Below are 21,357 nucleotides of genomic sequence, written 5' to 3' on the forward strand. Positions count from 1 at the left end.
GCTGCAGCGCTGGGGTTCAGTCATGTTCCAGTTCACGCCCTTGAGCTGGGCATATCACCGTGAGTTTCTATAGGTGTTTGCCGGTGGGATAGCTCGGTGACCTCGGCACCTCGCACTTCTCCGACGACCAGCCTGTCGGGACGCATCCGAAGGGCCTGACGCACCAGGTCCCGAAGCGTCACCCGCCCGGCACCCTCCTGATTCGCAGGGCGCGATTCGAGGCGCACCACGTGCGGGTGGTCCGGCCGGAGCTCGGCCGAGTCCTCAGCAAGCACGATGCGCTCCCGCTCCCCCACCACGCCGAGCATGCTGGACAGGAGCGTCGTCTTCCCTGCCCCCGTCCCGCCACTGATCAGGTACGAGACCCGGGCCTCCACCAGGGCCCGCAACACCCGGTCGCCACCCGGCGGCACCGTCCCTGCCGCGACCAGTTCCCCCAGCGAGAAGGCCCTCGGCCGGACCACCCGGAGCGACAGGCAGGTCGACCCGACCGAGACCGGCGGCAGCACGGCATGCATCCGGGTCCCGTCCGGGAGCCGGGCGTCCACCCAGGGCCTGGCATCGTCCAGACGCCGCCCCGCGACGGCTGCCAGCCGCTGCGCCAGCCTGCGGACCGCCGCCGCGTCCACGAAGGTCACCGCGGTGAGTTCGAGCCCGCGCCCCCGGTCCACCCACACCCGGTCGGGCGCGGACACCAGCACATCCGTGACCGCCGGATCGGCGAGCAGCGGCTCCAGCACGCCGCTCCCGATCAGCTCACCACGCAACTCATCGGCAACGTCCAGCACTTCGGCGTCCCCGAGCAGCCTTCCCTGCGCTCTCAGCGCGGCCGCCACCCCCGCCGGAGTCGGCGCCGCACCACTCTGCGCCAGCCTCTGCCGTACCGCGTCGAGCAGCTCCTCGGTCATGAGGCACCCCCCATGACCTGACCCCGGGCCGCTTCGCCGGCAAGTGCTCGGTCCCAGAAGGCCGAACAGAACCTGGCCAACGGCCCACGCGGGCTGCCACCAGGCGGCTCCCCCGTGTCCTGCTCGGCCAGCAGCCCTGGCTCCAGGGGGAGTTCACCAACGAGCGGCAACCCCATGGCCTGCGCCACCCATTGGTCGTCGAGCCCGGAGGCGTACGGTCCTCGTGCCACGACACGGAGGTCCCCCAGAACCATTCCGGCCATCGATGCCACCCGTTTCGCCGCCGCGACCGCCCGCAGTTCTCCGGGCACCACCAGGAGCCCGAGGTCCAGCTGCGCCAGAGCCTCGGCCACGGCCTCGTCGACGCGTCGCGGTAGATCCACAACCACCACTCCGCCGAGCCGGCGCGCGGCACCGAGGACTGCTTGCATGGCCTGCGGCGGGATAACCACCCAGTCGTCACGGCCCCAGCTGAGCACCCGCAGCCCGTGCAGGGCGGGCAACGACTCCTCCAGCGCACCGCCACCGACCCGCCCCTTGGAATGGGCGAAATCCGGCCACCGCATGCCCTCGGCCCGCTCGCCGCCCAGGAGCACGTCAATGCCACCGCCCAAGGGATCGCCGTCGATCAGCATCGTCCGCCGTCCGGACCTCGCCGCGGTCACCGCCAGCGCGCAAGCCAGCGTCGACGCTCCGGAACCACCCCTGCCACCGATCACCCCGACGGTCAGCGCGGGCCGGCCGACGCCCTCAGCCGCATTGGCGATCTGATCGACCAGCCAGTTCTCCGCATCGGGCAGACGCAGTACGTACTCGGCCCCGATCTCCACGGCCCTGCGCCACACGTCGGGAGCATCCTGATCCCGGCCGACGAGCATCACCCCGCGCCTGCGGGCCGCCCCGCGGCACCGGACCGCCGCGTCGTCCCCCACGAGGACCATGGGAGCCTGCTCCCATCCCCCTCTGCGATCGGGCATCGTGTGATGGACCTCGGGCTCCGCTCCGGCGGCTGCGCAGAGCCTCAGCAGATCGTCGAGCAGTTCCACATCCTCGGTCACAATCAACGGTCCGCCCTGCCGGGCCTCGCCGGTCGGCAGACCGTCCCGCGCACTGGATTCAGCCACGATCTCCGCCCCCTTCTTCACTCACCTTCACCGCGGTTCGCGGTGATCTCGGAGCCTTCCGAGAACAGTGATTCCGGAACCCGTGGACTTCACGGGTGGAATCACGGTGCAGCGCTTCGGAAAATCGTGTGGATCTTGCTCAAAAACTGTGGACGACTCCGCCGTTGTGAATAACTCCGTCGCCCGAACCGGCGACTTCCAGGAGGAACCCTTCCGTGACGCACCGTGACGGTGCATGCTGATCGGAGTCACTCACACACGCAGGCCATGAGGGCCGAAAAGGAGGAGAAATGCGTCATTCCGAGCAGCAGAACCGAGCCCGGACATGCGACGACCCCCGCCGGGGGGGAGAGCGGGGGTCGTCCCCACGGCCGACTCGGGGGGGGGGGGGGAGGAGTCGGACCGGGTTAGCACGGTCGCGAACGATCCGTGACTTCCATGGTGTACCCGAGAGCCTTCTCAGGCAAACCCACGCGCTGGGGTTTACGCCGAATGGTGGGCCCCTATGCTCTGCCTTGTGGAAAACCGCTTCTTGCCCCGCACAGCCGCCTTCTTCGACCTGGACAAGACGGTCATTGCGAAGTCATCGACGCTGACCTTCAGCAAGTCCTTCTACCAAGGCGGGCTGATCAACCGCCGCGCCGTACTGCGCACTGCGTACGCACAGTTCGTGTTCCTTGCGGGGGGTGCAGATCACGACCAGATGGAGCGGATGCGTGAATATCTCTCGTCGCTCTGCAAGGGCTGGAACGTGCAGCAGGTGAAGGAAATTGTTGCCGAGACCCTGCACGACCTGATCGACCCGATCATCTACGACGAAGCAGCGACCCTCATCGAGGAACATCACACCGCCGGACGCGACGTGGTCATCGTGTCGACCTCCGGGGCCGAGGTGGTGGAGCCGATCGGTGAACTGCTGGGCGCCGACCGCGTCGTCGCCACCCGCATGGTCGTCGGCGACGACGGATGCTTCACCGGGGAGGTGGAGTACTACGCGTACGGACCGACGAAGGCCGAGGCCATCAGGGCCCTCGCCATGTCCGAGGGCTACGACCTCACCCGCTGCTATGCATACAGCGACTCGGCCACCGATGTACCCATGCTGGAATCGGTCGGCCACCCGCACGCCGTCAATCCGGACCGCGCGTTGCGGCGCGAGGCAACCCTGCGGGAATGGCCGATTCTCGTCTTCAACCGCCCGGTCCGCCTCAAGCAACGCCTGCCCACACTCTCGATGCCGCCACGGCCGGCGCTGATGGCCGCCGCCGCGGTGGGCGCAGCAGCCCTCACAGCCGGGGTCGTCTGGTACACCGCCCGGCGTCGAGCCACCACAATGCCGACCCTGCCCGTTTAGACCAACTCGTCCGTAATTGAAGCTAAAAGTAAAGAAGTGCGGCCAGCACTTCCGCTCCACCAGCCCCTGGAGTACAAAGGACTCAACGGCCCGCGAGACCAAGGACATCCGGGAGGATGACCTGTAACGCAGAGAAGGCCCCACGGACCGCGCATGAAAGCCGGGCACCCACGCGACGTCGACCCGTCGATTACGGGCCAGCCGCACCAGGAACGGGCAAAGTACCCGGCCTGATGGGCATATATCGAGGACGCTTGGTAACTGGGCGGACATGCCAGCGGCGGTACCGCATTCGGTACCGCCGCAACCCTTGCCACCCTGGCGCCGAGCGCCCCGTACCGCACCGGGCGCGGCGCACCAAGCCCGGAACAAGACGCCACCGGCCGAGAGGCCTACCACCGCGGAACCCGCCGTCGTGGGACATGCGCGGTCGCGCGGCCTGTCGGTCGCGGCGCTTACCGGCAGTGGGACCGCCGAGCGTGAGGCGATGCCCGCCGACACCGAGCAGCTGTCAACAACGCCGGGAACAGGTCGCCGCCAGGATCCCGGGCCACCCACCCCGGGCCGCCTCCGTGCTGCGCCAGGCCTATGCGGCTCCCCGCTGAAGCGCCTCGCACACGGCTGTCGATTCCCGGACACCCAGTTCCACCGACCGCCCGCAGTGCGTGATCCAGGCGGCCATACCCTCCGGCGTTCCCGTCAGGTATCCCTCGAAGGCGGCGACGTAAGCAGCCCGCCCCTGCTCGGCGTGACCGACCTCGGCCGGGCAGATCGACTTCGGGTCGAGCCCGCTCCCGATCAGCACGATCCGCTCGGCAGTCCGCGCGACCAGGCCGTTGTACGAACCGAACGGGCGCAGCGCGAGCAGCTCGCCGTGCACGACGGCAGCCGTCACCAACGCGGGCGCCGCACTCCCCGAAAGAATGAGCCCACTGAGCCCTTCGAGCCGCCCCGCAACCTCGCCGGCGCTCGGCAGCGGCGCCTCGATCAGAGGCTCATCCACCGGTTCGTCCGCCAGCCGGGGCCGCCCCACCGCGTCCTCGGGTGCCGCACCGCCGGCCGCTACCAGGTGAAGTCGCGCGAGGACCCGCAGAGGCGACTGCCTCCAGATGGAGAGGAGCTGGCCCGCTTCGGCCGTCAGGCGCAGGGCCGCACCGATCACGTGCGCCTCACCGTCGCCACTGAAGTCGGTACGGCAGCGCACCTCCTCGAGATTCCAGTCGGCACCCGAGAGCGCAGCCGACCCGCGGGCGCCCCGCAGGGCCGCCTCAGCGGTCACCTCGTTGCTTCGACGCCGCATGACACGGTGCCCGTAGACCCGGTCGACAGCCTTGCGTACAGAGTCCACCGCATCGGTCACCCCTGGCAGGGCACCCAGAGCGGCGAGCGGGTCCGAGGAAGTCGTACTCATAAGTAGCGAGGCTACGCGCCCCTTGTGCGCCAACCGGACCGGAGTGGTGTTCTTCACGAACTTCGACAGCGCAACGCAATCATGCCGCTACCCTAGGTGAACATGAAGATCGCTTTCGTAGGGAAGGGCGGCAGCGGCAAGACCACGCTGTCCTCGCTCTTCATCCGCCACCTTGCCGCCAATGAGGCTCACGTCGTCGCGGTGGACGCCGACATCAACCAGCATCTCGGGGCCGCACTCGGCCTCGACGAACACCAAGCGGCGGCAATGCCCGCCATGGGAGCGCAGCTGCCGCTGATCAAGGAGTATCTGCGCGGCAGCAATCCCCGCATCGCCTCCGCCGAGACGATGATCAAGACAACGCCGCCGGGCGAGGGGTCCCGGCTGCTTCGGGTGTGCGAGGACAACCCCGTGTACGACGCCTGTGCGCGCACCGTCGCACTCGATGACGGGGACATCCGGCTGATGGTCACCGGGCCGTTCACCGAATCGGACCTGGGGGTGGCCTGCTACCACTCGAAGGTCGGTGCGGTCGAGCTCTGCCTCAACCACCTCGTCGACGGACCCGAGGAGTACGTGGTGGTCGACATGACCGCCGGTTCGGACTCCTTCGCCTCCGGTATGTTCACCCGCTTCGACATGACGTTCCTGGTCGCCGAGCCGACCCGCAAGGGCGTCTCGGTCTACCGCCAGTACAAGGAGTACGCACAGGACTTCGGCGTAGCGCTGAAGGTGGTCGGCAACAAGGTGCAGGGAGAGGACGACCTGGAGTTCCTGCGCGCCGAGGTCGGCGAGGATCTGCTGGTCACTGTCGGCCATTCCGACTGGGTGCGGGCCATGGAGAAGGGCCGCCCTGCCCGCTTCGAGCTGCTGGAGGCGGACAACCGGATGGCCCTGCAGGCCCTGCAGAACGCCGCAGAGGACTCGTACGGGCAGCGTGACTGGGAGCGCTACACGCGCCAGATGGTCCACTTCCACCTGAGGAACGCGGAAAGCTGGGGCAACGAGAAGACGGGGGCCGACCTGGCAGCCCAGATCGACCCCGCGTTCGTACTCGACGAGCGGTTCGCGCGGGCCGGGGCCGCCCAGCCCGCCTGAGCGGCTCCCCCTCCAGCACCTGCCCCTTTCCCGCCCCGAAGCGGCGGTCCTTGGGAGGCCCCGGAAGCGGGTCACCAAGGACCGGGCCTGGACGGGGCACCCCGGGCTACCGTCGGCGCGCTTCGCGGCGCCCTCGGCGCCCCGGACGCCCGCCGACCCTGGAGCGCATGCCGACTGGGCCGGGCCCGGGCCGGGAGCATTTCCGGGCCCGGCCATGAGCCGGACTCCTGGGGCAGGCCATGGGCCGGACACTCCCGGGGCAGACCCTGAAGCAGACGCCATTCAGGGCAGGCACCGGACCGGCCGCCGGATCCCGTCAAGGGGCCCGGCGGCCGAGTGGCCGGCCACAACCGGTGCCGTGCCCGGGGCGGCTCTCCATGAGCGGTCTAGCGCCGTGGCAGGCAACGCTTGCCCCCGTCGCGGCACTAGCGGTCGGCCTGCTTCCCTGCAGACCCGGCAGGCTCCTTCGCCTCGGCCTGTCCCTGCCCCTGCTCCTGCTCCTGCCCCTGTCCCTCGCTCTTGACCGGGCTCGCGGCCCCGCCGAGGAAGGATGCCCAGCCGGCCTTCGGCGCCTTGCCGACCTTCAGCGTGCCGAGTCTGGCAAGCGTGGCCGGGTCCTGAGCGTCCAGCCAGTCCGCGAGCTGCCTGAAGGACACGCACCGCACACCCTCCTTGGTGCACACAGTGGCGATCGTCTCCTCGATGGCGCGCATGTACGTGCCACCGTTCCAGGACTCGAAGTGGTTGCCGATGATCAGCGGGGCACGGTTCCCGTCGTAGGAGCGGTCGAAGGCCTGGATCAGACCGTCGCGCATCTGATCCCCCCAGTACTCGTGCTGGTCCGGATCGCCCTGTGTCGTGCCGGACTGGTTGAACATGAAGTTGTAGTCCATCGACAGGGTTTCGAACTCACGCCCAGGCACCGGGACAAGCTGCATCGAGAGGTCCCAGATGCCGTCCTTCTTCTTCGGCCAGACCTGGTCGTTTACTCCGCTGGAGTCGTAGCGGAAGCCCATCGAGCGCGCTGCCGCGACCATGTTCTTCTGCCCTTCCAGACAGGGGGTCCGGCCGCCGATCAGCTCCTTGTCGTAGTCGAAGGGCAGTGACTTCTCGTCCTTGAGGTCCGGATCATTGCTCTTCCATCCCTTCACGAACGACTTGGCCTGACGGATCTCGCTCTTCCACTCGTCCACCGACCAGGTCCCGACGCCACCGTCCTTGCCGCAGAAGTGACCGTTGAAGTGAGTGCCGATCTCGTTGCCGTCCAGCCAGGCACCACGGATCTGGTCCAGGGTGTCCCTGATGCCTTCGGTGTCGTTGAAGCCGATGTCGGAACTGCCCGCGTTGTGCTTGGGCGGGTCGTAGAGCTCACGCTGCGTCTCCGGCAGCAGGTACACGCCGCTGAGGAAGTACGTCATGCTCGCGCGGTACTTCTTGCCCACCTCGCGGAAGTGCGAGAAGAGCCGCTGGCTGTCCTCTCCGGCCCCGTCCCAGGAGAACACCACGAATTGCGGTGGCTTCTGACCGGGCGCCAGACGGCGTACGGCCGGCTGCTTCGGCTGGGCGCCCGTGAAAGCGGTCGACCCGTCGCCGATGACACGGACCGCGCTCCTGGGAGCTGCCTCGGCCGCCTTCTTCTTCGCCCCCGCGGCGCCGTTCGCGGCACCGGGTCCGGAGTTGTTCGGGCCGGAGCCCGCCCCGGAGCAGCCCGCCACTCCCGCGACCAGCGCAACGGCCATGACACCCAAGGCGAACCTCTTCGCGGCGGCCATCATCCGCCCACCCTCTTCCTCGCAGGAATCTTGCGCTGACGTGCCGAGACGGCCCGGTCAAAGTCGCACGCACTGCACAAAAATTCGGGCGACAGGCCGCATGAAAAGCTGCCTATTCACTAGAACGGGTGCTTCAATGGCCCATTTGCCCTTAATCCTGGACACGCATCTTTACTCTCCATTACGATCTGTTTACCGAGAGTTGAGATATCCCGCCGCTGCACGCCGTGACCCACGGCCGCGTCCCCACGTTCCGCGACCGCGCTGCCCCGGAGGAGACGGGAAACATGTCTGCCTGCGTCCCCACTCGTCATGACCACTCATCCCGCAGTTCGCGCCCTCCCCGGTCCTCGGGAGTCAAGCGACCGCACAGCCCGCCACCGCCGCACCGCGGCGGACGATTCCGTATCGCGGGCGCCGACCTGTCCGCATCGATCACCGTCTTTCTGCTCGCCATCCCCATGTCGCTCGGCCTGGCCGTCGCCATGGACGCGCCACTGGAAGCAGGCCTCATCTCCGCCGCAGTCGGCGGCATCGTCGCCGGTCTGCTCGGCGGAACCCCTCTGCAGGTCTCCGGTCCGTCCGCCGGACTGACCGTGGTGACAGCCGAGTTGATCCAGATCTACGGCTGGCGCACCACCTGCGCGATCACCATCGGTGCAGGTCTTCTTCAGATCGTGCTGGGCTCCCTGCGGGCCGCGCGCAGCGCACTGGCCGTCAGCCCCGCCATCGTCCACGGGACGCTCGCCGGCATCGGTGTGGCGATCGCGCTCGCCCAGCTGCACATCGTGCTCGGCGGCTCACCGGAGAGCTCCGCCGTCTCCAACGCCCTGCATCTGCCGGCCCAGTTGGAGCAGGCAGGCCCGGCAGCGCCGTTGATCGGCGGGCTCACCGTCGCCATCCTGGTGCTCTGGCCCCGGATCCCGGGACGCACCGGACGGAACATGCGGCGGATTCCGGCAGCCTTGGCCTCAGTCGCGATGGCGACTGCGGTGGCCGCTCTCGCAGCCCCTTCCATCGCCCGGGTCGACCTGCCGTCCTGGCGCTCGCACGCCCTGCCGGAAATGCCCCAGGGGCCGTTGCTCGGCCTTGCCACGGCCGTGTTCACGATGATGCTGGTCGCCAGCCTGGAATCCCTGCTCGCCGCCGTCGCGGTGGACAAGCTGGCTGCGGACCGGAGCCGCGAGCAGTCGGCCGGGCCCGCCGTCGGAACGGCCGACATCCGGCTGCCCGGCGAACTCGCTGCCGGAACCAACGCAACCCCGCCCGGCGAGCTCTCCGTCGGAAGCGATGAAACCCCGCCCGGCAAGCTCTCTGCGGGAAGCGAAGAAACCCCGCTCCGCAAGCTCTCCGCCGGAAGCAACGGAACCCCGCCCGGCGAAGCCGCGGCCGATGGCGCGGATGAGTCCCCCGCTGCGGCCGCACCCCCGGTCAAACGCTCCGATCTCGATCGCGAGCTCCGCGCGCAGGGCATCGCCAACACTGTCTCCGGTCTGCTCGGCGGGCTGGCGGTCTCCGGTGGCGCGGTGCGCAGTTCGGCGAATGTGCGGGCCGGAGCGACCGGGCGCGCGTCCACAGTGCTGCACGGCGTCTGGGTCCTCCTGGCCACCGGGTTCCTGGTCACCGCGCTGGAATGGATCCCGCTCGCCGCCCTCGGTGCGCTCGTGATGGTGGTCGGCATCCAGATGGTCAACTTCGCACACATCCGCAATGTCCACAGGCATCGGGAATTCCTGGTGTACGGCGCGACGATCACCGGGGTACTGCTCTTCGGCGTGCTCAAGGGCGTGGCGATCGGGATTGCCGTGGCGGTGGCCGTCGCCCTGCAGCGGCTGGCCCGGACACGGATTACCGCTTCCGAACACAATGGACAGCATCTGGTCGTGGTGCGGGGCCAGTTGACGTTCCTGGCGGTGCCCCGCCTCAGCAGAGCGCTGGGCCAGCTGCCCCAGGACGCGGACGTGGTAGTCGAGTTGGACGGCTTCTTCATGGATCACGCGGCATATGAACTGATCCATGACTGGAGCAACGCCCATGCCGCTCACGGTGGCCGGGTTGCCTTCGCCGGCCGTTCCGGGGGCAGGATCGCCGAGCCCGCCTCTGCGGCGCACTCCTGCTGCCGCCCCTGGACGCCCTGGCGCAACCACCACTGCCACGACGGACCCGAGCACGTACCCGTCGCCGCCGCGGGTAGCAGCGCGCGCCCCCGTACGAGCACGGAGCCGAGCACGCCGACGCCGGCAACTGAGGCTGGGGCCGCCGCCGCGGCGGCGCCTTCCGCTGCGGCCACGACTGCGGCTGGGCCCAAGACCAGTCCCGTCCACTTCACACCCGGAGCACCCGAAGCACCCGAAGCACCCGAAGCAGCATCGCCGGCCTCGCGGCCGAACCGCTCCGTACCGGATACGGGTGAGGCTCAGCCCGGCCCTCTCCTCGCCCCGGAAGCACCCGGCCACGCAGACGGAGACACCCGCCCCTCACCGGATCGCGTCGGCCACTTCGCGCCCGACCACCGGCCCGCGCGCCCGCTCCCGACCGGCAGCCAACGGCTGGTCAGCGGCCTCAGCTCGTTCCAGCGCAACACGGCCCCGCTGGTCCGCGAGGAGCTGGCAAGACTGGCGAGGGAGGGGCAGCGTCCCTCTCAGCTGTTCATCACCTGCGCGGACTCCCGGCTGGTTACGAGCATGATCACGGCGAGCGGCCCCGGCGATCTGTTCACCGTCCGCAACATCGGCAATCTCGTTCCACCGTCCGACTCCGAGACCGGTGACCACTCGGTCGGTGCGGCCATCGAGTACGCAGTGGACGTGCTGGGGGTCGAGTCCATCACCATCTGCGGGCACTCCGGCTGCGGTGCGATGAACGCGCTGCTCAGCACCAGGCCGGAGGGCTCCGAGACGGCGCTCTGGCGCTGGCTGCGGCACGGACTCCCCAGCCTGGAGCGGATGGCCTCGCGCGACCGGGCTTGGGCCCGGATCTCGGGCCGGATGCCCGCCGATGCGGTGGAGCAGCTCTGCCTCACCAACATCGTCCAGCAACTGGACCATCTACGAGCGCACGCATCCGTGGCACGTCGCCTCGCCGAAGGCACCCTCCAGCTCCATGGCATGTACTTCCACGTGGCCGAGGCACAGTCGTATCTGCTGACCGAGGGCACGGGTGCCGGCAACGGGGTGGACAAGGTCTTCGACCCCATCAGCCCGTCCCACTCATCCCCGCCACCATCCCCATCCCTGTCCTCGTCCCTGCCCCCGTCCCCGTCCCCGTCATCTGCATCCTCGCCGCCGTCCGAGTCGGCCGGGGCGTCCGAGTCGGCGGGTTCAACGCCTCCGCCCACCGATCCGGCCGAGTTGGCGCGTACGGGCGCCTGAACCACTTGGCCCCCAGGTCCGTGAGACCTTGTGGTCCCGCTTCCGCACACCAGCACCCCCGCACACCGACACACCGGCACACCGGCACTCACCCACGCACCACGTGGCCGCGTGCGTCACGTGGCCCGCATACGTCACGTGGCCCGCGTGCACCGCGTGCGCCACGTGCGTCATGTGCGCCACCACCCCGCAGCGGAAGCGGGATCATGTCTCCATACACGAAGACACAGGTCTAAACCAATTCCCGGCAGGCACTTGTCACCCGGCCCCTGGCCTGATGAGCTATGCCCCGGGACACAACGGACACCCTGGGACTGGGAGATGTCGTGAGCAACGAAAGCTTGGCCAATCTGCTTCGTGAGGAGCGGCGGTTCGCACCGCCTGCCGATCTGGCCGCGAACGCCAACGTCACCGCGGAGGCGTACGAGCAGGCCAAGGCGGACCGGCTGGGCTTCTGGGCCGAGCAGGCCCGCCGCCTGACCTGGGCCACCGAGCCGACCGAGACGCTCGACTGGAGCAACCCGCCCTTCGCGAAGTGGTTCGCGGACGGCGAGCTCAACGTCGCGTACAACTGCGTGGACCGTCACGTCGAGGCGGGTAACGGCGACCGGGTCGCCATCCACTTCGAGGGCGAGCCCGGCGACAGCCGTGCCATCACCTACGCGGAGCTGAAGGACGAGGTCTCCCGCGCGGCGAACGCGCTGACCGAGCTCGGTGTCGGCAAGGGCGACCGCGTCGCCGTCTACCTGCCGATGATCCCCGAGGCCGCCGTCGCGATGCTGGCCTGCGCCCGCATCGGTGCCGCGCACTCGGTCGTCTTCGGCGGCTTCTCCGCCGACGCCATCGCCGCCCGCATCCAGGACGCGGACGCGAAGGTCGTCATCACCTCCGACGGCGGCTACCGCCGCGGCAAGCCCTCCGCGCTCAAGCCCGCGGTCGACGACGCCGTCTCCCGTATCGACAGCGTCGAGCACGTCCTCGTCGTCCGCCGCACCGGCCAGGACACCGCGTGGACCGAAGGACGCGACGTCTGGTGGCACGAGATCACCGCGCGCCAGTCCGCCGAGCACACCCCCGAGGCGTTCGAGGCCGAGCAGCCCCTGTTCATCCTCTACACCTCGGGCACCACCGGGAAGCCCAAGGGCATCCTGCACACCTCCGGCGGCTACCTCACGCAGGCCGCCTACACGCACCACGCGGTCTTCGACCTCAAGCCCGAGACCGATGTCTACTGGTGCACCGCCGACATCGGCTGGGTCACCGGCCACTCCTACATCGTCTACGGCCCGCTGGCCAACGGCGCGACGCAGGTCATGTACGAGGGCACGCCCGACACCCCGCACCAGGGACGCTTCTGGGAGATCGTCCAGAAGTACGGCGTCACGATCCTCTACACCGCACCGACCGCGATCCGCACGTTCATGAAGTGGGGTGACGACATCCCCGCCAAGTTCGACCTGAGCAGTCTCCGCGTCCTGGGCTCGGTCGGTGAGCCGATCAACCCCGAGGCGTGGATGTGGTATCGCAAGCACATCGGTGCCGACAAGTGCCCCATCGTCGACACCTGGTGGCAGACCGAGACCGGCGCGATGATGATCTCGCCGCTCCCCGGAGTCACCGAGACCAAGCCCGGCAGCGCCCAGCGCGCCCTGCCCGGCATCAGCGCCACCGTCGTCGACGACGAAGCACGTGAGGTCCCGGACGGCGGAGGCGGCTACCTCGTCCTCACCGAGCCGTGGCCCTCCATGCTGCGCACCATCTGGCGCGACGACCAGCGGTTCCTCGACACCTACTGGTCGCGCTTCGAAGGCAAGTACTTCGCGGGCGACGGCGCCAAGAAGGACGAGGACGGCGACATCTGGCTGCTGGGCCGCGTCGACGACGTCATGCTCGTATCCGGGCACAACATCTCGACCACCGAGGTCGAGTCCGCACTCGTGTCGCACCCGGCCGTCGCCGAGGCGGCCGTGGTCGGCGCCGCCGACGAGACCACCGGCCAGGCCATCGTCGCCTTCGTCATCCTGCGCGGTACCGCCACCGCCTCCGACGACCTGGTCGCGGAACTGCGCAACCACGTCGGAACCACTCTCGGCCCCATCGCCAAGCCCAAGCGCATCATGCCGGTCGCCGAACTCCCCAAGACCCGCTCCGGCAAGATCATGCGACGCCTCCTCCGAGACGTCGCGGAGAACCGCGCCCTCGGCGACGTCACCACGCTCACCGACTCATCGGTCATGGATCTCATCCAGACCCAGCTGCCGCAGTCCTCCTCCGAGGACTGATCCCCGGCCCGGACCCCAGGGACCACCAGGGACCAAGGCCCAGAAGCCCACAAGCCCACAGGCCCGGGCCCCCAGGCCCTCAGAAGCAGCGCACGCCCCGAAGGGCATCCGGCTGACGCGCCGGATGCCCTTCGGGCATTTAAGGTGACGATCACCGGTCACCGCCCCGCACGCCCCGGGTACAGTGGCAGCTGATCAATAAAACGATAAGAAATCTCCACAGGGTGTGCCGGGAAGTCTGGTCGGCAAGTGCATCAGCCATGCCGTCGCTGCCGTACCGACCCGGAGGTTTCCCCCCGTGGCCACGCCCGCCCCCGTGCCCCCCTCCCCCCGCCGCACCTTCCTGGGCCGCCTGCCGCTCCCCGAGCGGAACTACCTCACCGACGCCCTGCGCACCGAGACGGTCGGCGGAGTCATACTCCTGGTCGCCGCCGTGGCAGCCCTCGTCTGGGCGAACACCTTCGGGTCGAGCTACTCGCGTGTCAGCCACTTCCACTTCGGGCCCGGGGCACTCGGCCTCCATCTGTCCGTGGCGCACTGGGCGGCCGACGGGCTGCTCGCCGTCTTCTTCTTCGTCGCGGGCGTCGAACTCAAACGCGAACTCGTCGCGGGCGAACTGCGCGACCCCAAGGCCGCCGCGCTCCCGGTCGTCGCCGCCCTGTGCGGCATGGCGGTACCGGCGGTCGTCTACACGCTGGTGAACGTGATCGGCGACGGTTCCACCGGCGGCTGGGCCGTCCCCACGGCCACCGACATCGCCTTCGCGCTCGCCGTCCTCGCGGTCATCGGCACCTCGCTGCCCGCCGCGCTCCGCGCGTTCCTGCTGACCCTCGCCGTGGTCGACGACCTCTTCGCGATCCTGATCATCGCGGTCTTCTTCACCGAGAACATCGACTTCGTCGCACTGATCGGCGCCTTCGCCGGCCTCGTCGTCTTCTACTTCCTGCTGCGGTTCGACGTCCGCGGCTGGTACGTCTACGTACCGCTCGCCCTGGTCATCTGGGGGCTGATGTACAACAGCGGCATCCACGCCACCATCGCCGGTGTCGCCATGGGCCTGATGCTGCGCTGCACCCGCCGCGAGGGCGAGGAGCACTCACCCGGAGAACGCATCGAGCACCTGGTGCGCCCGCTGTCGGCCGGTCTCGCCGTGCCGCTGTTCGCGCTCTTCTCCGCCGGGGTCTCCCTCTCCGGGGGCGCTCTGGCCGGCGTGTTCACCCGGCCCGAGACACTCGGCGTCGTCCTGGGACTGGTCGTCGGCAAGACGATCGGCATCTTCGGCGGTACGTGGCTGGCGACCCGGTTCACCAAGGCGGAGCTGAACAAGGACCTGGCCTGGGCCGATGTCTTCGCGGTCGCCGCACTCGCCGGCATCGGCTTCACCGTCTCGCTCCTGATCGGAGAGCTCGCCTTCGTCGGCGACGACGACATGATCAACGAGATCAAGGCATCGGTTCTCATCGGTTCCGTGATTGCCGCCGTACTCTCCGGTGTACTGCTCAAACTGCGGGTACGCAGATACCGAGCGCTGTACGACGCGGAGGAACTCGACGAGGACGCGTCCGGGATTCCGGACATCTACGAACAGGACGATCCGGAGTACCACCTGCGGATGGCGGCGCTCTACGAGAAGAAGGCAGCCGAGCACCGCCGCCTTGCCCGAGTGGCGGGGGCAGCGAGCAGCAAGCCGGACAGTCCGGCATGATCTGACATCGGATGTGTTGAACAGGAGAGGGAGTCAGGGATGAGCGACCCCGGCAATTACGCGGGCAGCGCCGACCGCAGTCTCGGCCAGCTGGTCGCCTCGGCGACGGCCGAACTGTCGGCGCTGGTGCACGACGAGATTGCCCTGGCCAAGGCCGAGGTGCGACAGGACGTCAAGCGTGGCGTCATCGGCAGCGTGGCGTTCATCGTCACGGGCGTGCTGATTCTGTTCGCGATCCCGGTGCTGAGCTTCGCGGCCGCGTACGGAATCCACAACCTGGGACTCGGTCTCGCCTGGTCGTTCCTGATCGTGGGCGGTGCGTTCATCCTGCTGGGGATCCTGCTCGCGCTCTTCGGCTACGCCAAGTTCAAGAAGGTCAAGCCGCCGGAGAAGTCCATCGCCTCGGCGAAGCAGACAGCCGCCGTCCTTCAGGGTGTCAAGCCGCACCCGCGTGCGAGCGTCGGCGCGGACGCGATCCTGCCGATGGGCGGCAGCACACTTGCGGACAAGGCCATCGAGAACCGTCCGGTCCAGGACAAGGCGTCTGCTGTGGCACGCTCGTCCACATGACGGTCCCCGATTCCAGCGCATTTCGCCCTGTGGGCCCGGAAGGCCGGGCGGGCCACGAGAAGCCGGCCGGCCCGGCGGGCCACACCCCCGGCCCGGCCGCCGGTGGTCAACCACCCGCGTCCGCTTCCGGTGGCCCCGTCCGGCTCGACGGCCCCTGGACCCACCGGGACGTCGCGGCCAACGGCGCCCGCTTCCACATCGCCGAAATGGGCGAAGGACCGCTGGTCCTGCTCCTGCACGGATTCCCGCAGTTCTGGTGGACCTGGCGCCACCAGCTTCCGGCACTCGCCGACGCGGGCTTCCGCGCGGTCGCGATGGACCTGCGCGGAGTCGGCGGGAGCGACCGGACGCCCCGCGGTTACGACCCCGCGAACCTGGCGCTCGACATCACGGGCGTCATCCGCTCACTCGGCGAACCGGATGCCGCGCTCGTCGGTCACGACATGGGCGGCTACCTGGCCTGGACGGCCGCGGTGATGCGCCCCAAGCTGGTGCGCCGGCTGGTGGTCTCCTCGATGCCGCACCCGCGTCGGTGGCGCTCCTCGATGCTCTCCGACTTCGCCCAGTCCCGCGCGGGCTCGTACATCTGGGGCTTCCAGCGGCCGTGGGTACCGGAGCGTCAGCTCGTGGCGGACGACGCGGCGTTGGTGGGACGGCTGATCCACGAGTGGGCGGGCCCGGGGACCGCGGAGTTCCCGGACGACGCGGCGGTGGGCGTGTACCGGCGTGCCATGTCCATCCCGTCGACCGCGCACTGCTCGATCGAGCCCTACCGCTGGATGGTGCGCTCGCTCGCCCGGCCGGACGGCATCCAGTTCAACCGGCGCATGAAGCGGCCGGTGCGGGTGCCGACGCTGCATCTGCACGGTTCACTCGATCCGGCGGTCCGCACCCGGAGTTCGGCGGGGTCGGGCGAGTACGTCGAGGCACCGTACCGTTGGCGACTTTTCGACGGTCTGGGCCACTTCCCCCATGAGGAGGATCCGGCCGGGTTCTCGGCCGAACTCATCAACTGGCTCAAGGATTCCGAGCCCGACCGCTAGCCGGCGGGGCACGCATGTCCGACGAACGGCCACTTGCCTGCCGCATAGGCCAATTGGCTGGCGGATGGGCGGTTACCGACCATGTGTCAGGGGCAGACGTCCGAGTATGGGCTGGACGCACGACTTCGGTGACGCAGCACGCAATCGTCGCTCGACCGCCACGGCGGCACCGGGCACTCATGAGGGGGGCGGCCCCACGGGCCGGGTGCACACTATGCATGTCCTGCATGATCCCCGGCTCGGCATTCCACGTATCCTCCGCCGCCGGGCCCGCTGGGTCTCGGCGCGGCTGCGCCACCCGCGCGGATGATCCGCGGTCCCGCCACCCCGCAGGCGGCGGGACCTTCGCCCCACGCTCCTAAAGCGCGCACCCCTGGCTGTCGACCTCCTGGTTGGCGCTACGGCCCTGCGTGATGTCCTGGCGGATCTCGTCTGCCGTGAGGGCGTAACCGGTGTCGGGGTCGTCGAGCGATTTGGCGAAGACGACTCCGTACACCTTGCCCTCGGGCGTCAGCAGCGGGCCGCCGGAGTTGCCCTGCCGGACCGTCGTGTAGAGCGAGTAGACATCGCGTCGGACGGTACCGCGGTGGTAGATGTCGGGCCCGTTCGCGTCGATACGGGCCCGGACACGCGCGGAGCGCACGTCGTACGAGCCGTTCTCCGGGAACCCCGCGACGATCGCGCTGTTCCCGGTCGCGGCGTCGTGGTCGGTGTCGGTGAACTGCAGCGGCGTCGCGTCGAGATCCGGCACGTCCAGTACGGCGATGTCGCGCTGCCAGTCGTAGAGGACGACCTTCGCGTCGTACAGCCGTCCCTGGCCGCCGATCTGCACGGTCGGTTCGTCGACGCCGCCGACGACGTGGGCGTTGGTCATCACCCGGCGGTCGGAGAAGACGAACCCGGTGCCTTCGAGGACCTTGCCGCAACTCGGGGCCGTACCGACGACCTTGACGATCGACTCCTTGGCGCGGGCCGCCACGGGGCTGCCGGCCAGAGCCGGATCGGGGGCCCTGACCTCGGTGATGGGCTCGTTGGCGAACGGGCTGAAGACCTGCGGGAAGCCGTTCTGTGCGAGGACCGAGGAGAAGTCCGTGAACCAGGTGGAGGCCTGGGGCGGCATCACCCGGGAGACGCCGAGCAGGACGGAGGAGTTACGGACCTCCTTGCCCAGCGTCGGCAGGGACGTGCCTGCCAGCGCGGAGCCGATCAGCCAGGCCACCAGCAGCATCGCGACGACGTTGACGAGAGAGCCGCCGGTCGCGTCGAGGGCGCGCGCGGGCGACCACGTGATGTACCGGCGGAGCTTGTTCCCCAGATGGGTGGTGAAGGCCTGGCCCACCGACGCGCACACGATCACGATCACGACCGCGACGATGGCCGCGGTCGACGAGACCTCCGAGCCGTCCGTCACCTGGTCCCACAGGACGGGGAGCAGATAGACGGCGACGAGACCGCCGCCCAGGAACCCGATCACCGACAGAATGCCGACGACGAACCCCTGGCGGTAGCCGATGACCGCGAACCATACGGCGCCGGCCAGCAGCAGGATGTCCAGCACGTTCACCGTCTATTGCCTCGCAGATTCGTCACCGGGCCCGTACGTCTCCCCGTGACCGGGAGGCCCGGCGGCGGAGCACGGAAGCCAGCCTGTCATGCGCGCCAGTCGAGCGGCACCTGCTTGGCCCTGTCCCAGGGGCGCTCCCAGCCTGCGAAGTGCAGAATCCGGTCGATCACCCCGGCCGTGAACCCCCAGACGAGTGCGGATTCGACCAGGAATGCCGGGCCGCGGTGGCCGCTGGGGTGGCGCGTGGTCACCCGGTTGGCCGGATCCGTGAGATCCGCCACGGGCACCGTGAAGACCCGGGCCGTCTCGGCCGGATCGACGACCCCCACCGGGCTGGGAGAACGCCACCAGCCGAGGACGGGAGTCACCACGAATCTGCTCACGGGGATGTAGAGCCGGGGCAGCACGCCGAAGATCTGCACGCCGTGCGGATCGAGGCCGGTCTCCTCCTCCGCCTCGCGCAACGCGGCACGCAGCGGTCCCGTCGTCTCCTGGTCACCGTCGGCCGGATCCAGCGAGCCGCCGGGGAAGGAGGGCTGGCCCGGATGGGACCGCAGGCTTCCGGCGCGCTCCATCAGCAGCAGTTCCGGCCCGTGTGCGCCCTCGCCGAACAGGACGAGCACCGCGGACTGCCGTCCGGCACCGCTCGCGGGCGGCAGGAAGCGGCTGAGCTGCTGCGGCTCGATGGTCCGCGCGGCTCTGGCGACGGGATCCAGCCACTCGGGCAGGCCCTCGGTCGTGACGTCGATCGCGGCGTCGTCGCGGTCGTCGGCGGCGTCCTGCGCGGCGGCGGCCGCGTCCGTGCTGTCCGTGCTGTGCGTGCTGCGCGTGCTGTGTTCATGCGTCCTCATAGGCACCCCTCGTTTCACAACGCCTGTCCTCACGCATTTCGTTCCGGCGCGCCTCGCCGGGTCAGCCCGTGCCCAGCGCGGGGGCGGGGCTGCCCGGGTAGTCCGACGGCGGTTTCAGCCGCTGGCCCGGCTGACCGCCCATCTCGTACTTCAGCAGCTTCCTGGCCTTCTCGGGGTCCGTCTCGCCTTCCCCGTACGAAGGACAGAGCGGGGCGACCGGACAGGCGCCGCAGGCGGGACGGCGGGCGTGGCAGACACGGCGGCCGTGGAAGACGACGCGGTGGGAGAGCATCGTCCATTCGCTCTTGGGGAAGATCGTCGCGATCTCCGCCTCGACCTTCTCCGGATCCTCCTGCTCGGTCCACTTCCAGCGGCGGACCAGCCGGCCGAAGTGCGTGTCGACGGTGATGCCGGGTACGCCGAAGGCATTGCCGAGAACGACGTTGGCCGTCTTGCGGCCGACGCCGGGCAGGGTCACCAGATCGGCCAGACGTCCAGGCACCTCGCCGCCGAAACGGTCCCGGAGAGCGACGGAGAGCCCTATGAGCGACTTCGTCTTGGCCCGGAAGAAGCCCGTCGGCCGGATGATCTCCTCCATCTCCTCCGGCACGGCCATCGCCATGTCCTCCGGAGTCGGGTACTTCGCGAACAGCGCCGGTGTCGTCTGGTTCACCCTCAGGTCCGTCGTCTGCGCCGACAGCACGGTGGCCACCAGCAGCTCGAACGGCGACTCGAAGTCCAGTTCCGGATGTGCGTACGGATACGTCTCCGCCAGGACACGGTTGATCTTCCGCGCCCGCCGCACCATCGCCAGGCGCGACTCCGGCTTCCCCGGCTTCGCGGCCGCCTTCACCACCGGTCCGGCCGCGGGCTTACGGACCTTGCTCTCTGCCATGCCCGAAGGCTACGCCGAAGGGACGAAGCCACGGGGCCGGTTCTCGCCGGGGCTCTTCGGGTCTCCCCACGTCCCGCGGGGCGCGAACCGGGCGCGAACGGGGCGCGAACCGGGCCGCACACGCTTCAGTGCTGGTGATCCCCGCCGTGCTCCGCGGAAGCGGAAGCCGAGGCCGAAGCCGAAGCCGACAGCGAAGCAGCCGGGGAAGCCGGGTCGGCGGGCGTGGCCTCGTCCGCCGGGCGGTCGGCGGCGGTGACCGTGAAGGCCGCGGTACGGACCACACCCTCGTGCCGGAAGTCCAGGAAGAGGCGGTAGCCGCCCCGGCTCGGCGCGGTGGTGGTGAAGGTGATGTCCGGGCCCGGCGCGGTGTCGCCGTCGCCGGGCTCTCCGTCGGGGTGGACGTGCAGATAGGCGAGGTCACCGGCCCTCAGAGCGACCAGGTGCCCGTACGCGCCGAGATAGGGCTGGAGATCGGTGACGGGCCTGCCGTCCTTCGCCACGGCCAGGCCGAGCCGCGTGGAGCGGCCCGGGATCAGGTCGCCGGTCAGGGTGACGCGGTAGCCGTCGACGGTGACGGTGCGTCCTGTACTGGCCGGCGGTACGGGGCGCAGGTCGCCGGCGGCGTGCAGGTCGGCGCCGAGGGTGAGGCCCTGCGAGGTGCCGGCCGGGGTGAAGTCGGCGAAGACGCGGTACTCACCGGCGGCGGGCAGGGCGGCGGAAGTCCGCCAGGTGCCGTCGGCGGCGCGGGTGGGATGCAGGTGCTGGAACGTGGAGAGGTCGCGCGGGGCGAGGATGAGGTGCAACTCCTTGCCGTGCGCGGTCCGGTAGGCGGTGACGGGCCTGCCGTCCGGGCCGAGGATCCGGAAGCGCAGGTCGGCTGGGGCGCCGGCGGTGACGTAGGGGTCGCCGAGGCTGAGCGTGTAACCGCCTTCGGAGATCTGCAGGCCCCCGGGCAGCGGGCCGTCGCCGCCCGGAGAAGCCTGGTCCGAGGGCGTGGGGGCGGAGGCATGCCCCGCGTGGGCGGCGGTGGCCGGCTTCGGGGACGAGCCGCCGGTGGCGTGACCGATCCCGTACGAGGCGCCGAAGACGGTGGCGAGACCGGCGGTGAAGGCGGTGATCTTCAGGGCGGTGTTCATGGGCGGACTCCTCGGCGGACAGGGCGGGAGAGGGAACCTGCGGGATTCCGGACCCGCGCCAGCAGTACATACCCCCTAGGGGTATGAGTCAACCTCGATAGAGATACTGGGAGGGGGTATACGTTCCAGGCTGCCGCTCCCGAGGGGGCGGACCTCGCGGCCCGCGCCTCCCACCTCACGGAGGACCCGCGCACCAACCCCTTCGCGCACCCTGAAGCCCTGTTCGCCCACAGCGGAATCAGGGCTCGCCGACACCCGGTCAGCCGCCTCGGC

The 21,357-nt window shown here is 69.6% G+C and carries 15 protein-coding genes and 1 pseudogene; 8 read left to right on the forward strand and 8 right to left on the reverse strand.

Translation table 11 applies throughout. The features are described 5' to 3' along the window. Positions 1 to 89: 89 nt before the first annotated feature. Positions 90 to 908 (reverse strand): annotated as a pseudogene (locus ACIQMX_RS35035) (TadA family conjugal transfer-associated ATPase); the annotation flags it as partial. Next, entirely contained in the window at positions 905 to 1,966 is a 1,062-nt protein-coding gene (ssd, locus tag ACIQMX_RS35040; protein ID WP_363071748.1) for a septum site-determining protein Ssd, read from the reverse strand. The pseudogene ACIQMX_RS35035 and the gene ssd, both read right to left, overlap by 4 nt. Before the next feature lie 571 nt (positions 1,967 to 2,537). Here ssd and ACIQMX_RS35045 point away from each other — a divergent pair. Beyond that, positions 2,538 to 3,386 carry an HAD-IB family hydrolase gene (locus tag ACIQMX_RS35045; protein ID WP_363071698.1) on the forward strand — a complete coding sequence of 283 codons (849 nt, stop codon included), beginning with the start codon at positions 2,538 to 2,540 and terminating at the stop codon, positions 3,384 to 3,386. Positions 3,387 to 3,972: 586 nt separating this feature from the next. Here ACIQMX_RS35045 and ACIQMX_RS35050 read toward each other — a convergent pair. Further along, positions 3,973 to 4,797 (reverse strand): oxidoreductase, encoded by an 825-nt coding sequence (locus ACIQMX_RS35050; RefSeq protein ID WP_402484183.1) that lies wholly within the window; start codon positions 4,795 to 4,797, stop codon positions 3,973 to 3,975. Positions 4,798 to 4,899: 102 nt separating this feature from the next. Between ACIQMX_RS35050 and ACIQMX_RS35055 the strand changes: the two genes are divergently transcribed. Further along, a complete protein-coding gene (locus ACIQMX_RS35055) occupies positions 4,900 to 5,895 on the forward strand; it encodes an ATP-binding protein (protein ID WP_363071702.1) in 996 nt (331 codons plus the stop codon). 425 nt (positions 5,896 to 6,320) lie between these two features. On the opposite strand, the gene ACIQMX_RS35060 is transcribed toward ACIQMX_RS35055, so the two are convergent. Beyond that, on the reverse strand, positions 6,321 to 7,670 hold the full coding sequence (locus ACIQMX_RS35060; RefSeq protein WP_363071704.1) for a hypothetical protein: 1,350 nt from the start codon (positions 7,668 to 7,670) through the stop codon (positions 6,321 to 6,323). A gap of 284 nt (positions 7,671 to 7,954) precedes the next feature. On the opposite strand from ACIQMX_RS35060, the gene ACIQMX_RS35065 reads away from it, so the two are divergent. The 6 genes from ACIQMX_RS35065 to ACIQMX_RS35090 all read left to right on the forward strand — a co-directional run bounded on the left by ACIQMX_RS35065 (position 7,955) and on the right by ACIQMX_RS35090 (position 16,948). After that, complete coding sequence (locus ACIQMX_RS35065) at positions 7,955 to 11,038, forward strand: bifunctional SulP family inorganic anion transporter/carbonic anhydrase (RefSeq protein ID WP_402484185.1); 3,084 nt, start codon at positions 7,955 to 7,957, stop codon at positions 11,036 to 11,038. 284 nt (positions 11,039 to 11,322) lie between these two features. Next, positions 11,323 to 13,320, forward strand: a complete 1,998-nt coding sequence (gene acs, locus ACIQMX_RS35070; RefSeq protein WP_363071708.1) for an acetate--CoA ligase — start codon at positions 11,323 to 11,325, stop codon at positions 13,318 to 13,320. Positions 13,321 to 13,618: 298 nt separating this feature from the next. Next, positions 13,619 to 15,025 carry a Na+/H+ antiporter NhaA gene (gene nhaA / locus ACIQMX_RS35075; protein WP_402484187.1) on the forward strand — a complete coding sequence of 469 codons (1,407 nt, stop codon included), beginning with the start codon at positions 13,619 to 13,621 and terminating at the stop codon, positions 15,023 to 15,025. Between the two features lie 39 nt (positions 15,026 to 15,064). Beyond that, positions 15,065 to 15,595, forward strand: a complete 531-nt coding sequence (locus ACIQMX_RS35080) for a phage holin family protein (protein ID WP_363071712.1) — start codon at positions 15,065 to 15,067, stop codon at positions 15,593 to 15,595. Further along, positions 15,592 to 16,638 carry an alpha/beta hydrolase gene (locus ACIQMX_RS35085; protein WP_363071714.1) on the forward strand — a complete coding sequence of 349 codons (1,047 nt, stop codon included), beginning with the start codon at positions 15,592 to 15,594 and terminating at the stop codon, positions 16,636 to 16,638. Before ACIQMX_RS35080 ends, ACIQMX_RS35085 begins: the two co-directional genes overlap by 4 nt. Before the next feature lie 106 nt (positions 16,639 to 16,744). Continuing rightward, positions 16,745 to 16,948, forward strand: a complete 204-nt coding sequence (locus ACIQMX_RS35090) for a hypothetical protein (RefSeq protein WP_363071716.1) — start codon at positions 16,745 to 16,747, stop codon at positions 16,946 to 16,948. 48 nt (positions 16,949 to 16,996) lie between these two features. On the opposite strand, the gene ACIQMX_RS35095 is transcribed toward ACIQMX_RS35090, so the two are convergent. The 4 genes from ACIQMX_RS35095 to ACIQMX_RS35110 all read right to left on the reverse strand — a co-directional run bounded on the left by ACIQMX_RS35095 (position 16,997) and on the right by ACIQMX_RS35110 (position 21,084). Further along, positions 16,997 to 18,202: a MarP family serine protease gene (locus tag ACIQMX_RS35095; protein WP_363071718.1), complete on the reverse strand. Its 1,206-nt coding sequence runs from the start codon at positions 18,200 to 18,202 to the stop codon at positions 16,997 to 16,999. 86 nt (positions 18,203 to 18,288) lie between these two features. Continuing rightward, positions 18,289 to 19,053, reverse strand: coding sequence for an NUDIX hydrolase (locus ACIQMX_RS35100; RefSeq protein ID WP_402484191.1), 765 nt, complete (start codon positions 19,051 to 19,053; stop codon positions 18,289 to 18,291). 61 nt (positions 19,054 to 19,114) lie between these two features. After that, complete coding sequence (nth, locus tag ACIQMX_RS35105) at positions 19,115 to 19,948, reverse strand: endonuclease III (RefSeq protein WP_402484193.1); 834 nt, start codon at positions 19,946 to 19,948, stop codon at positions 19,115 to 19,117. Positions 19,949 to 20,073: 125 nt separating this feature from the next. Next, entirely contained in the window at positions 20,074 to 21,084 is a 1,011-nt protein-coding gene (locus tag ACIQMX_RS35110) for a hypothetical protein (protein WP_402484194.1), read from the reverse strand. Between the last annotated feature and the right edge of the window lie 273 nt (positions 21,085 to 21,357).

The organism is Streptomyces sp. NPDC091416, assembly GCF_044756845.1.
Classification (GTDB): Bacteria; Actinomycetota; Actinomycetes; order Streptomycetales; family Streptomycetaceae; genus Streptomyces.